At 57.0% G+C, this 13,049-nt stretch carries 10 protein-coding genes and 1 pseudogene; 9 read left to right on the top strand and 2 right to left on the bottom strand.

Going from position 1 to position 13,049, the window contains the following annotated elements; translation table 11 throughout:
* The 5 genes and pseudogenes from CFII64_RS30110 to CFII64_RS27500 form a co-directional block, all read left to right on the top strand.
* A pseudogene (locus CFII64_RS30110) lies at positions 1-489 on the top strand (hypothetical protein); the annotation flags it as partial.
* Between the two features lie 40 nt (positions 490-529).
* The gene (locus CFII64_RS27515) at positions 530-1,816 is read left to right on the top strand and encodes a hypothetical protein (RefSeq protein WP_020294156.1); all 1,287 of its coding nucleotides are present in this window, start codon (positions 530-532) and stop codon (positions 1,814-1,816) included.
* A complete protein-coding gene (locus CFII64_RS29925; RefSeq protein WP_156883296.1) occupies positions 1,813-2,883 on the top strand; it encodes a hypothetical protein in 1,071 nt (356 codons plus the stop codon). The genes CFII64_RS27515 and CFII64_RS29925 overlap by 4 nt, the downstream gene beginning before the upstream one ends.
* Positions 2,884-2,888: 5 nt before the next feature.
* Entirely contained in the window at positions 2,889-3,566 is a 678-nt protein-coding gene (locus CFII64_RS27505) for a hypothetical protein (RefSeq protein WP_020294154.1), read from the top strand.
* A gap of 53 nt (positions 3,567-3,619) precedes the next feature.
* A complete protein-coding gene (locus tag CFII64_RS27500) occupies positions 3,620-4,303 on the top strand; it encodes a hypothetical protein (RefSeq protein WP_020294153.1) in 684 nt (227 codons plus the stop codon).
* A gap of 7 nt (positions 4,304-4,310) precedes the next feature.
* Here CFII64_RS27500 and CFII64_RS27495 read toward each other — a convergent pair whose 3' ends face one another.
* On the bottom strand, positions 4,311-4,988 hold the full coding sequence (locus tag CFII64_RS27495; RefSeq protein ID WP_020294152.1) for a response regulator: 678 nt from the start codon (positions 4,986-4,988) through the stop codon (positions 4,311-4,313).
* A complete protein-coding gene (locus CFII64_RS27490; protein ID WP_020294151.1) occupies positions 4,963-8,364 on the bottom strand; it encodes an ATP-binding protein in 3,402 nt (1,133 codons plus the stop codon). Before CFII64_RS27490 ends, CFII64_RS27495 begins: the two co-directional genes overlap by 26 nt.
* Before the next feature lie 361 nt (positions 8,365-8,725).
* Between CFII64_RS27490 and urtA the strand changes: the two genes are divergently transcribed.
* The 4 genes from urtA (at position 8,726) to urtD (ending at position 13,045) form a co-directional block, all read left to right on the top strand.
* Entirely contained in the window at positions 8,726-9,970 is a 1,245-nt protein-coding gene (gene urtA / locus CFII64_RS27485) for an urea ABC transporter substrate-binding protein (protein ID WP_020294150.1), read from the top strand.
* A 157-nt stretch (positions 9,971-10,127) separates the two neighbouring features.
* Positions 10,128-11,045, top strand: coding sequence for an urea ABC transporter permease subunit UrtB (gene urtB, locus CFII64_RS27480; protein ID WP_020294149.1), 918 nt, complete (start codon positions 10,128-10,130; stop codon positions 11,043-11,045).
* Positions 11,046-11,117: 72 nt separating this feature from the next.
* Entirely contained in the window at positions 11,118-12,287 is a 1,170-nt protein-coding gene (urtC, locus tag CFII64_RS27475) for an urea ABC transporter permease subunit UrtC (protein WP_020294148.1), read from the top strand.
* On the top strand, positions 12,284-13,045 hold the full coding sequence (urtD, locus tag CFII64_RS27470; RefSeq protein WP_020294147.1) for an urea ABC transporter ATP-binding protein UrtD: 762 nt from the start codon (positions 12,284-12,286) through the stop codon (positions 13,043-13,045). Before urtC ends, urtD begins: the two co-directional genes overlap by 4 nt.
* The last annotated feature ends 4 nt before the right edge of the window (positions 13,046-13,049 follow it).

Below are 13,049 nucleotides of genomic sequence, written 5' to 3'. Positions count from 1 at the left end.
TTTCTGGCGAGTTTGCTGAAAAGCGGCGACCTCAAAACGACCCTGACCCTTGAAGCGAAGGCCGGCGCGGCGGCGCTGGTCGCGATCAATGAAAACCTGCAGGGCGCCATTGAAGCCGCCGAACGGGCGGTCCATGGCGCGCAGCACATTGCACTGCAAGACCCCGCCGCCAAACGTTTCCGCCTGAACGAAATTGCCCATCGACGCAGCCTTGCCCAATTGCGCGGCATGTTGCCGCAAGCGTTTGGCGACCTGCATTTTCTGTCCCACGCCGACGCCCGCAGAAAGAACTATTACATTTTCGGCCTAGACGACATGCCCGAAAACGTCGGCCGCGCCGCGCAGATTTACGGCGTGTATCGCAATGAAAATGGCGTCATGAAATCCCCCGCCGAGGATCACGGCTTTGCCCGGCCGCAACTGGAGCTGCCACCCGAACGAATCGTCCTCGGCATCCCACGCAGCCATCGCACGGCCAGTGACCGTTAGCCGACTCAACCAAACGTTTAACGACGCCTGGCAACAAGACATGGCCAAGCGCGCAGCAGACAAGGCGGACAAGCTGAGTGGGCTGGAGAACGCGATCAAACTGCGGGATTCGATGCGCGACAGTACGGCTTTCCGGGTGTTGGATTCGGTGATTGTGGCGGGGCTGATTGTGGGGTTGGAATTTTATAATCTTAGGAATGAGCTGGATGCGGCTGCCGGAACTGAGCGGGAGAAGAATCGATGGCGAGCACGGTCGGGGGTAATTGGAGCTTATGTTGATTTGCTGATTGCAATGGAGTCTCTAACCGTCAAATTAGTGGGTAGCAATTCTGTCTTAGCGGTCAGTCGCAAGACATTACTAACTATTCCTGATCGCTTCGCTAAACAGCTTCTCGGCTCGTTGAGCAGTTATTTAGTGAAGTCCTATAGCGGTCGTATGCTCGGTCAAGTTGCGGGAGGTCTGATCTTCGCAGGTCTTAACCTTTACGATGCTTGGTATTTTTACAAATGGGAAGACGACGCTTATATAGGTCACTTGATAATGGCAACGGGCGGTTTGGTCGGTACATTTAGCACTTTTGTTGTTGGTGGTAGCAGTGCGTTTCTAGGCTTGGGCCCCGCGGGCTGGGTCTCGTTGTTCTTGATCGGCGTGGGTGCCGGATTAGCCTACTGGCTTAGCAGCAAATCCGTTGAAGACTGGCTCAATAAGGGGCCGTTTGGAGAGGACTCGTATGAGGTCGCACCACACCTGCAAGAGCCCGAAACGGCCTTTTATTACCTGCTCAGCCTCTTCGCCAATATACGTATCAGCATCGACCACAACCCGGAGTTCGTTCCCAATTACCCTCTGGACTTCCGTGACACGGTGCCATTCGACGTACGCAAGGCCAATACCCGAATTCGTATTGAAAGCAGTCTCGCCGGTCTTCTTAATGTAGTGGAGGGGATAGATGTCGGGGCGTTTTTAGCCCTCAAGCGTACTGAAACATTTCACGATATATCGCGTATCAATGCATACGAAAAGAACACGCTGACACCTGTTAAAGATTTTGTTCATCGACTTCTGCCAAATGCCCTGGAAATATTTGTCAATACGCCTCCGTTCTATATGTCGGAACCCTTAAATAACCTTCCGGCTGTGTCTCATCAGTGGTACGTCCGTGCGCAACTTTCGCTGAGAGACGGCCCGCTTACTTGGGTATTCCCCGCTCCGCCACCCAAGGACCCGACGCCCTTCGGGCCAGCCTACGCAAAACCGGATTTTGAAAGTCGTGGAAGTTTGTTCTGGGCTGATGAAAGCGAAAATAAAGCGGAGGACGCGCAGTGACCTCCGTGAAACCGCCTTATTATGCAGCCACGGCTTATCGTTCAGACAACACTCCTAATCAAGCAGATTCAGTAGAGCGCTCATGGCTGAAGCGCTTTGGAAAAAAAAGACTACCGTGGGGGCAAGCACGCGAACTTGCTCCTGACGCATTTATGCGGCGACGCGGGCCGAGTAGTTTACGACGTCGTGAGCAAATGCGTAACGAGCGTGAATACAAGTTAGAAAAGGGCACCTACATTCCTGCGCCTTACGAACATGTGGATTTCCATGACAGACACGACCATGAGCGGTTTCGGTTTTCGCTCTGGTCAGCCAGATCACAGTTTTGGGTTTATCTAACAAGTTTTGGTAAGGGGTTCTTTCTGGTCGGCATAATCCCTGCGTTGATTACGTGGGTTGCAAGAATGAATAGATCCGATAGGTCATGGTTTTATGACACAATTGATATTTTTCAAAGTTTTTTTTCTTGGATTTTAGGCGTTCCTCTCATATGTTGGTTTATTGGTTCATTAGTCATCCATAAATTCCCCAAGCTCTGGGTAAAACCCTCCCGTGGCCCAATCTGGGAACTAAATCGCCGCACCGGACTGGTGACCTTGTTCGATTACAACAATAACGGCGAATACAAAAAGAACGGCACTATCGGCGAAATAACCGCGCCGTTTTACGAGTTCGATGCTTATCTTGAGTCGGGACCGGATCGGCAGGGTTCGATGAACCATGTGTTGTGCATCGCCCATCGTTATCGGGACATCGTGATCAATTTCTCGTCGTTGGTGAATCTGGATAACCGCTGGCAAATGCCCTGCGCTTTGTGGGACTTTCTGCAAAATTACATGGACACCAGCCGCCCATTGCCGGATTTGCCACGCTACGAAGAGTTCCGCCACCTCGACCCGACCACCGCCGCCCACGACCTGAAAACCGGCCGCAACCCGCGCTTCTGGATCGATATGGACGACGCAACCTACAAGCAGCAGCTAAACCAGCTGCTGGAAAACATCGACAACATCGACACCTTCAAACGCCCGAACCTGATGGCGCGGCATGTTCGGTATGTGGATTAAAACGCATGAAACTGAAAAATAATCACACTGCGCAGCAGTGCAAACCTCTGGAGCATGTGTGGAGCGTAGTCTGTATATTTTTATTGCATGCCGCTAGCTCCGTCGCTTTATTCTGGCTCATTTCCGAACCACAGCGCGATTCAGGTATTTGCAGGTACGCAGGCTTGCTTGGGTCTAGCCTTTGCACTACCAGTGGAGTTCTGCTTGGGTTAGCCTTCGCCGTCTTTTCAGGTTTCATGGCATGGAAAGTAGTTATTGATTTTTTTGATATGTTTTCAATTTCACCCAAAGATCCGTTCGACCCGACTTTGCGTGTTCTGTTGTATTTGAACAGGGTGCGTCTGGAAAAGGTTTTGTATGGTGACGTACTAGAACTTTACTTAATAGTCATGGATGATGATCTTCAAGCTCAAAAGTTCTTTACATTGAACATAAAAGGAGTGCAGAAATTCAATTTCTACAACGTTGACAATGAACCCGTTTCTGCAAACTGTATTTTCCGGCGCGGTGCGCTTCTGGAGTTTAGCCCTATCGAGTATTCGACTGAATTCTATTGTGCCAGAGTCATGGTGCGCAGCCTCTATCACGGCGCTTTCTACTATGGCCAACTTGAGCTAGAAGCGGAGAGTTATGAACTGCGGGCATTGCCGAAGCCCCCGGATTTAAATGAACGCACCCGGTGAGTTATCGGCTGTATTCTCACCTCAAATCCTATCCGTCATATGGATTAACGCTTATGAACCTAAAAAATCTCCGTTTAGTTGAACGGTGGGAGCGCCTTGAGGAAATTTACACTTGTGTGGGGTTATTTCTATTATTTATCACTGTCAGCGGAATGTTTTTCTGGATTGCTGGTGAGCCGTCACGTGACCCTGGGGGTTGTGTGCGTGTCGGCGGAAAATTTAGTTCGCCTGGTCGCCTCTCCTGCGATCCTGACGACATAATGTTTGTTTTGCTTTTTGGCGTTATATCTGGATTTTTGTCCCTTTATATAGCCTTTATGCCAATTATAGATATTTTTAAGGAATTCCTGAAGCCGCTCCAGTCTCGCGCTTTCAGCCCAACCTTACGCGTATTTTTATTGCTTAAGCGGATGCGTCTGGAAAGGGTCTTCAAAAGCGATGCATTGGAGCTCAACTTAACAACGCTGGACGATAACCATAAGCCGTACCAACTCTTCACTTTTAAAATAAAAGGTATACATAAATTCAACTTTTACAACCGTGACAATGAACCCGTTTCCGCCGATTGCATTTTCCGGGGCGGGGCGCTTCTGGAGTTTAGTCGGGTGAAGGATTCATCCGAGCTTGATTGCGCCAGAGTCATGGTCAGCAGCCTATATCAAGGCGCTTTCTATTCTGGCCAGCTGGAACTGGAGGCGGAAAGTTATGAAATTCGGGCTTTACCCAAAGCCCGGTAGCCTCACCTCAAACCCTATCCGTCATAGCCGCCAACGCCACCGATGTCGCCGCCGTCCGCGTTTCCACCCCGAGCTTTATATAAATATGTTCCAGGTGTTTGTTCACGGTACGCGGGCTGAGTTGGAGGATGTCGCCGATGTCTTTGTTGGTTTTGCCGCAGGCGACCCAGCGCAGGACTTCGATTTCGCGTTCGGTGAGTTGGAAGCGGCTGGAGAGTTTGCCGTAGGCGGGTTTGTCGTTGAAGCCCAGGCTGGCGGATTGGGAGGCGTTGCGTGCCGATTGCAGGATGCGGGCGGTGCGCAGGTGGGAGGCGACGCGGGCCAGGACTTCGTTGCAGATGATGGGTTTGGTCACGTAGTCGATGGCGCCGGCTTCGAAGCCTTTGACCACGTGTTCGCTGTCGGTCAGGGCGGTCATGAACAGCACCGGGATGTTGGCGGTGTCGGGCTGGGCTTTGATGCGTCGGCAGGTTTCGAAGCCGTCGAGGCCGGGCATCATGGCGTCGAGCAGGATCAGGTCCGGGCGGCGGCGCTGGATGCGGTTCAGCGCGCTGGTGCCGTCCAGCGCGACGAGAACCATGTAGCCGGCCTCATCCAGCGCATCGGAGAGCAAGGCCAGATTGTCCGGGGTGTCGTCGACGATCAGGATCACACCGTTTTCAGCGGGTTGCGTCAGGGCGTTCATTGAGGGCCTCCTTGAGTTGCAGGCTGAGTTCATCCAGTCGGAAGCCTTTGGCGAGCATCCGCAGGTCGGCGACAAAACTGGCGCTGTGCTGGCTGTCACGTTCGATGGCGTCGAGTTTGGCTTGAATGCCGCGCACATAACCCAGGCCGCAGAGTTCATACAGATCTTCCAGATCCTGACGCGGCGGCAGCGTCCAGGGCAGTTTGATCAGTGGCGCGGGGCGCAGACGGCGCAGCCAGTGCAGCTGCAGGTGATGTTGCATGCGGTCGAGCAATTGCTGGATATGCACCGGTTTGGCCAGGTAGTCGTTGCAGACTTCGGGGAGACTGCGCTCCTTGTCGTCGGCAAAGGGGTTGGCGTTGGCGGAAATGATAATGATCGGCGCCAGCGACAGCGCGTTGCGACGAATCAGGCGGCTGGTTTCCCAGCCGTCCATGTCCGGCATCGACAGGTCCATGAGGATCAGGTCCGGATGCAGCAGTGAAACCTGACGAATCGCTTCCTGGCCGTTGGCCGCCTGGGCGACCTCAAAACCCAGCGGCGTGAGCATGCCGCTGATGACCTTGCGATGTTCAATGTGGTCGTCCACCACCAGCACCAGGCGGCGCGGACCTTCGTAGCCCATGACGTCGTGATCGACATGAATCACCGCCTTGGGCACGCGCACTTCGGAGAGGAACAGCCGCACCTGAAAATGCGTGCCTTCATCCGGCTGGCTGGTCACCGACAGCGCGCCGCCCATCAACGAAGTCAGCATGCGGGTGATAGTCAAACCCAGGCCGACGCCGTTGTCCTGGCGGACCAGTCCGCCGCGTTCGAACGGCTGGAAAATCCGTTCGATCTGTTCCGGGGCGATGCCGATGCCGGTGTCCATGATGTCGAAAATCGCCGTTTCCCGGCGGTAGCTGACCCGCAGGCAGACTTCGCCGCTGTCAGTGAAATTCACCGCGTTGCCCAGCAGATTGATCAGGATTTGCCGCACGCGCTTTTCATCGCCGCGCACCACGGCGGGCATACGGCCTACCACCTCAAGGCGAAAGCCCAGGCCTTTTTCCCGTGCGGTGGGGGCGAACATGTGTTCCAGGTCGTGAAGGAATTCCTGAAAGAGGATTTCCGAGGGTTCCAGACGCAACTTGCCGGCTTCGATCTTGGCGACATCCAGCAGACCGTCGATCAGCGACAGCAGATGGGAGCTGCTGCGCAGAATGGTCGCCAGCGGGTCTTGCTGATGCGCGGGAGTCGCGGTGTCGCGCTGCAAAATCTGGGTAAAACCAAGAATGCTGTTCAGCGGCGTGCGCAATTCATGAGACAGCCCGGTGACGTAGCGGCTCTTCGCCGCGTTGGCCGCCTCGGAGGCTTCCTTGGCTTTTTGCAGGGCCTGATCGGTCTTGTCGTGAGCGTCGATTTCCTGCATCAGTAGTGAGGTCTGGCGATCCGATTCTTCCAGGGCGACGCGGCGGCTTTCCCGGGTCAGTACGACCCACCAGGCGAGGATTCCGGCGAACACGCACAGCGTGAAAAACGCCTTGAGGAACGCCAGGAAAAGCGTGTGATGCACGGCGGGCGACTGGTCGATCAGGCTGTGGGAAACCTGGCCATAGATGACCGCCAGCGCGCCGGAAATAGTCAGCAACAACACGGTCAGCAAACCCAGGTACTGCGCCAGCCGGGTGTGCAGGTAGTGCAGCGGTAATTTCGGCAACAGTCGGCTGATGGCGTCTTCGAATTGCATCGACAGGCGCGCGCGGCTTTTGCACTGGTCAGCGCAGCGTGCGTCCAGGGAACAGCAAAGTGAGCAGATCGGCGAGCTGTAGGCCGGGCAATACGCCATGTCGGGGGTTTCGAATTCGTTGCTGCACAGGCCACAGCGCAGACTGGTTTGCTGGCCGAGGGGGAACAACTGCAACGGGTCGCTGCTGCGGGCAATGTAGTACTTGCCGTTGGTCCACCAGGCGATCAAGGGGGCGACGATCAACGCGGTGGTCAGGGAAATCAGCGGCGGGGCGGTCTGCGCCAGGGCGCCGAATGCCCCGAAATGGGCACTGATCGACAGCAGCGAGGCAATCGACATCGCGCCCACGCCCACCGGGTTGATGTCGTACAGGTGCGCACGCTTGAATTCGATGTGTCTGGGCGACAGGCCCAAGGGTTTGTTGATCACCAGATCGGCCACCAGCGTGCCGATCCAGGCGATGGCCACGTTGGCGTACAGACCGAGCACTTGTTCAATGGCGTCGAACACCCCCAATTCCATGAGGATCAGGGCAATCGCCACGTTGAACACCAGCCACACGACACGGCCGGGGTGACTGTGCGTGACCCTGGCGAAGAAGTTCGACCAGGCCAGGGAGCCGGCGTAGGCATTGGTCAGGTTGATCTTGATCTGGGAAATGATCACGAACAGCACCATGGCCGCCAGCGCCCATTCCGGCGAGCTGAACACATAGCGAAAGGCGACCAGATACATCTGCGTCGGCTCGGCGGCGCGCTCGATGGGCACTTCATGTTGCAGGGCCAGAAACGCCAGAAACGCACCCGCCATGATCTTGATCGCACCGGGAATGATCCAGCCCGGCCCGGCCATCAGCAGCGCCGCCCACCAGCGCTTGCGATTCTTGCGGGTTTTCTCCGGCAGGAAGCGCAGGTAATCCACTTGTTCGCCGATTTGTGTCACCAGCGACAGCGCCACGCTGAACGCTGCACCAAAGAACAGCAGATTGAAGGTGCCGCCTTCGCCTTCACGCCCGGCGAAACTGGTCAGGTCAGAGAGCGCTTCGGGGTTTTTCCAGATCACGAAGATGTACGGCACCAGCAGCAAAGTCAGCCACAGCGGTTGCGACCACATCTGCAAACGGCTGATCAGGGTAATGCCATAGGCGACCAGAGGGATGACGATGATCGAGCAAATCACATAGGCCAGAGCCAGCGGGATATGGAAATACAGCTCGATGGCCAAGGCCATGATTGCTGCTTCCAGGGCAAAAAACAGGAAGGTGAAACTGGCGTAGATCAGCGAGGTGATGGTCGAGCCTATGTAGCCAAAGCCCGCGCCACGGGTCAGCAAGTCCATGTCCACGCCGTAGCGGGCCGCGTAATAGCTGATAGGCAGGCCGGTCAGGAAAATCACCAGCGCCGTGGCGAGAATCGCCCACAAGGTGTTGGTGAAACCGTAACTCATGACCAGCGCGCCGCCGATGGCCTCCAGTGCCAGAAACGACACGGCGCCGACAGCGGTGTTGGCAATGCGGAATTCCGACCATTTGCGAAAGGATTTTGGCGTGAAGCGTAAGGCGTAGTCCTCCATGGTCTCGTCGGCGACCAGACTGTTGTAATCGCGGCGCACCTTGACGATGCGTTGGGAGCCGGAGGGTCGCAAGGCGGATTCCTGTGACGGATGTTTAGGGTTATGGAATTGGCGACAGCAACTTCCGTGCCTGGGAGTGGCTCGGCGGCTTCAAGCGTAGGACCGGCTTTAGCCGGGAGGAGGCAGGTACATCCGACGTATTGGTGTCGCCAGAAGTACTGCCCTCCCGGCTAAAGCCGGTCCTACGAGGTTGCTACCTCTCACACGGGCGCAATCATCCTCGCTTTGCGCCCATTCGAACCTACGTTAAATGACGTACCCCGGTACGTCATGGTGCGTATACCGGCTTTGGTCCCGCGACTTCATGCTTGCTCCAGCCTCGCCACGACGCCTTTACCGGATCTCGGCGAACCACCAGCACAGGAGCGGGAACATGGATTCACGACTGACAGGCGCCAAACGTTTTTTGCCGCGTCGATTGGCGTTGGGCGCAGCTGCGCTCTCGCTGATTGCGGCCGGTGTATTTGGCCAGGTGGCCTTGGCCGATGACGCCAACACCACCGGACTTGCCGTTACCGCGACTGAAGTAACCGTGGGCCAGCTGCACTCGGCAACCGGCACCATGGCGATTTCCGAAACCGGTTCGATCCAGGCCGAACGGCTGGCCATCGATCAGATCAACGCTTCGGGCGGCATCCTCGGTCGGCAGATCAAGGTCGTGCAGGAAGATGGCGCGTCGGACTGGCCAACCTTTGCCGAGAAAGCCAAGAAGCTGTTGGTCGGCGACAAGGTCGCGGCGGTCTTCGGTTGCTGGACATCGGCATCGCGCAAAGCGGTATTGCCGGTGTTCGAGAAAGAAAACGGCCTGCTGTATTACCCGACCTTTTATGAAGGCCTGGAACAGTCGAAAAACGTGATCTACACCGGCCAGGAAGCCACCCAGCAAATCCTCGCCAGTCTGGACTGGATCGCCAAGACCAAAGGCGCCAAGACCTTCTACCTGATCGGCTCGGATTACATCTGGCCGCGCACCTCGATGAAGATCGCCCGCAAGCACATTGAAAACGTGCTGCACGGCACCGTGGTCGGCGAAGATTACTACCCGCTGGGCAACACCCAGTTCGGCTCGCTGATCAACAAGGTCAAGCTGAAGAAACCTGACGTGGTGTTCGCTGCGGTCGTCGGCGGCTCCAACGTTGCCTTCTACAAACAGCTCAAGGCGGCAGGCGTCGATTCCACCAAGCAGACCTTGCTGACCCTGTCGGTCACCGAAGACGAACTGTTGGGCATCGGCGGCGAAAACATGAAGGGCTTCTTCGCGTCGATGAAGTACTTCCAGAGCCTGGATAACCCCAACAACAAAGCCTTCGTCGACAGCTTCAAGGCCAAGTACGGCAAGGATTCGGTGATGGGCGACGTGACTCAGGCCGCGTATCTGGGCCCATGGTTGTGGAAAGCCGCGGTCGAAAAAGCCGGCAGCTTCGACGTCGACAAAGTGGTCGCCGCATCCCCTGGCATCGAGCTGAAAACCGCACCTGAAGGCTACGTGAAAATCCACGAAAACCATCACTTGTGGAGCAAGACGCGCATTGGCGAAGTTCAGGCCGACGGCCAGTTCAAAGTCATCTACGAGTCAGAGCTGATCGAGCCGAATCCGTTTCCTAAGGGCTATCAGTAACAGCGCAGCCTCGCGGAACCCGTAGGACCGGCTTCAGCCGGGAGGGCGTCAGTTCACTCACCGCAAATCATGTGCTGTTTGGCAAATAGCCCTCCCGGCTGAAGCCGGTCCTACGACGCTGCCACAACCGCACTTTTCCACCTCGGAGACCATCATCATGGAATGGCTATCGGAATTTGGTGCCATCGCGGCGATGCAGGGGTTCAACGGGCTTTCCGTGTTCTGCGTGCTGCTGCTGATGGCCCTGGGGCTGGCGATCATTTTTGGCCAGATGGGCGTTATCAACATGGCCCATGGCGAATTTCTGACCATCGGCGCTTACACCACTTACGTCATGTCCAGCCTGACGCTGCAGTACATGCCGTCCATGCAGCCTTATTACTTTTTCTTCGCCATCGCGCTGTCATTCGTGGTGGCCGGTGCGGTGGGTTGGGTCGTCGAATCGGTGATGATCAGCCGCTTGTACCATCGCCCGCTGGACACGTTGCTCGCCACCTGGGGTTTGTCGCTGGTGATGCAACAGGGCTTTCGTTCGATCTTTGGCGCCCGGGAGGTCAGTGCCACGCCGCCGGAATGGCTGATGGGTTCCGTGAGTCTGAGCGATGCCATCGAGATTCCGCGTAACGGCCTGTTCGTCATGGGCCTGACCGTTCTGCTGACGGCGACAATTTTCCTGATGCTGTATCGCACCCGCTGGGGCCTGCATGTGCGGGCCACGGTACAGAACCGCATCATGAGTCGCGCCGTGGGGATCAACACCCGCAAGGTCGACCGCATGACTTTCGCCCTGGGCTGCGGGGTGGCCGGAGTGGCCGGTGCCGCCTTCACCACTATCGGTTCCACCGGGCCAACGGCCGGTTCGCTGTACATCGTCGACACCTTTCTGGTGGTGGTTTTCGGCGGTGCGCAAAGCCTGTTGGGCACCATCGCCTCGGCATTTGCCATAGCTCAGACCCAGTCGATTTCCGAGTTTTTCATGAGCGGTTCCATGGCCAAGGTGCTGACCCTGTCGGCGGTCGTCCTGATCCTGCTGATGCGCCCGCAAGGGTTGTTTGCCAGCAAGCTTCGTAAATAAGTGTTCGTAAAGAGAGGCAGCCCCATGAATGCTCTAAACCGTAGGACCGGCTTTAGCCGGGAGGGGGCCGGTATGCTCGGTGGTCGGCAGGGCGTGATTGGCCTGTTGATCCTGGCCGTGCTGATTCTGGTGGTATTCCCGCTGACCCTCGACGCGTTTCGCCTGAACATGGTCGGCAAATACCTGACCTACGCGTTTGTCGCGGTGGGCCTGGTGTTGTGCTGGGGCTACGGCGGGATTCTCAGCCTGGGGCAGGGCGTGTTTTTCGGCCTCGGCGGCTACTGCATGGCGATGTTCCTCAAGCTGGAAGCCTCGGACCCGGAAAGCACCAAAATCCAGTCCACACCTGGCATTCCGGATTTCATGGACTGGAACCAGATCACCGAACTGCCCTGGTTATGGGTGCCGTTTCACAGCCTCACCTTCACGGTGATTGCGGTCATCGCCGTGCCGGTATTGCTGGCGCTGGTGATCGGCCTGGCGATGTTCAAACGCCGGGTCGGTGACGTGTATTTCTCCATCGTTACCCAAGCCATCGCGCTGATCCTGACGGTGCTGATCATCGGCCAGCAAGGCCTGACCGGTGGCGTCAACGGCATCACCGATCTGAAGACGCTGCTGGGCTGGGACATCCGCGACGACAGCGCCAAGCTGGCGTTGTACTTCGTCAATGCGGCCTTGCTGTTCGGCTGCATTCTGATCGGCAAATTCATCCTCGCTTCCAAGCTCGGCCGCTTGCTGATGGCCATGCGCGACAAGGAAGAACGCGTGCGTTTTTCCGGCTACGACGTGGCCAGTTTCAAGATTTTCGTCTATTGCGTTGCCGCCGCATTCTCGGCGATTGGCGGGGCGATGTTTGCCTTGCAGGTGGGCTTCATGTCGCCTTCATTCGTGGGCATCGTGCCCTCCATCGAGATGGTGATTTTCGCCGCCGTGGGCGGGCGCATGTCGCTGCTCGGCGCGGTGTACGGCTCGCTGCTGGTCAATTATGGCAAGACCTATTTCTCCGAATCCTTCCCTGAACTCTGGCTGTACCTGATGGGCGGGTTGTTCATCGCAGTGGTCATGTACTTCCCCAACGGCCTGGCCGGGTTGTGGGAAAGCCACGGTCGCAAGTGGTTCGACCGAGTGCTGCACAAGCCCGAGCCGGTGATTGCCAGAGCGGTCGTCATTACGCCGCCACCCGGGCCAGCCCCGACGCCTTCCAAGAACGCCGCGACTTCCCTGGAGACTCAGCCATGAGCAGCCCAACGGCTTTTCAGATGCACAAACCGGTGCTGGCCATCGAAGGGCTGACGGTTTCGTTCGACGGGTTCAAGGCAGTGGACGACCTGAATCTGTACATCGACCGCAATGAAGTGCGCGTGGTGATTGGCCCCAATGGTGCGGGCAAGACCACGGTGCTCGACCTGATCTGCGGCAAGACCCGCGCCACCAGCGGCAGTATCCAGTTCGACGGCCGTGAGCTGACCAAAATGCATGAGTACGACATCGTCCGCGCCGGGGTCGGCCGCAAGTTCCAGACCCCGTCGATCTACGACAATTTGAGCGTGTTCGAAAACCTGGAAATGTCCTTTCCGGCAGGCCGCTCGGTGTTCGGCGCGCTGTTCTTCAAACGCACGGCTGAGGTGGTGGCGCGGGTCAACGAGGTCGCGGCGGATATCTTCCTCGGCGAATTGCTCCAGCAGCAGGCGGGTTTGCTGTCCCACGGCCAGAAGCAATGGCTGGAGATCGGCATGTTGCTGATGCAGGACCCGGAGTTGTTGATGCTCGACGAGCCGGTGGCGGGGATGAGCGTCAGTGAGCGTGCGCAGACCGCCGAGCTGCTCAATCGCATCAGCCAGGGCCGCTCGGTGCTGGTCATCGAGCACGACATGGAATTCGTCAAAAGCATCGCGCACAAGGTCACGGTGCTGCATCAGGGCAAGGTGCTGGCCGAGGGCAGCATGGAATCGGTGCAGAAAAACCCGAAAGTCATCGAAGTGTATCTGGGCCATTAATAAG

This window comes from Pseudomonas sp. CFII64 (assembly GCF_000416235.1).
In the GTDB taxonomy this organism is placed as follows: domain Bacteria; phylum Pseudomonadota; class Gammaproteobacteria; order Pseudomonadales; family Pseudomonadaceae; genus Aquipseudomonas.
Note: the sequence above shows the minus strand (reverse complement) of the source record. Positions and strands in the feature narration are given on the sequence as shown.

Coding starts and splice junctions, on each gene's coding strand:
- CFII64_RS27515 (WP_020294156.1), top strand. CDS start 530: ATGGCCAAGCGCGCAGCAGACAAGGCGGACAAGCTGAGTGGGCTGGAG.
- CFII64_RS27505 (WP_020294154.1), top strand. CDS start 2,889: ATGAAACTGAAAAATAATCACACTGCGCAGCAGTGCAAACCTCTGGAG.
- CFII64_RS27500 (WP_020294153.1), top strand. CDS start 3,620: ATGAACCTAAAAAATCTCCGTTTAGTTGAACGGTGGGAGCGCCTTGAG.
- CFII64_RS27495 (WP_020294152.1), bottom strand. CDS start 4,988: ATGAACGCCCTGACGCAACCCGCTGAAAACGGTGTGATCCTGATCGTC.
- urtA (WP_020294150.1), top strand. CDS start 8,726: ATGGATTCACGACTGACAGGCGCCAAACGTTTTTTGCCGCGTCGATTG.
- urtB (WP_020294149.1), top strand. CDS start 10,128: ATGGAATGGCTATCGGAATTTGGTGCCATCGCGGCGATGCAGGGGTTC.
- urtC (WP_020294148.1), top strand. CDS start 11,118: ATGCTCGGTGGTCGGCAGGGCGTGATTGGCCTGTTGATCCTGGCCGTG.
- urtD (WP_020294147.1), top strand. CDS start 12,284: ATGAGCAGCCCAACGGCTTTTCAGATGCACAAACCGGTGCTGGCCATC.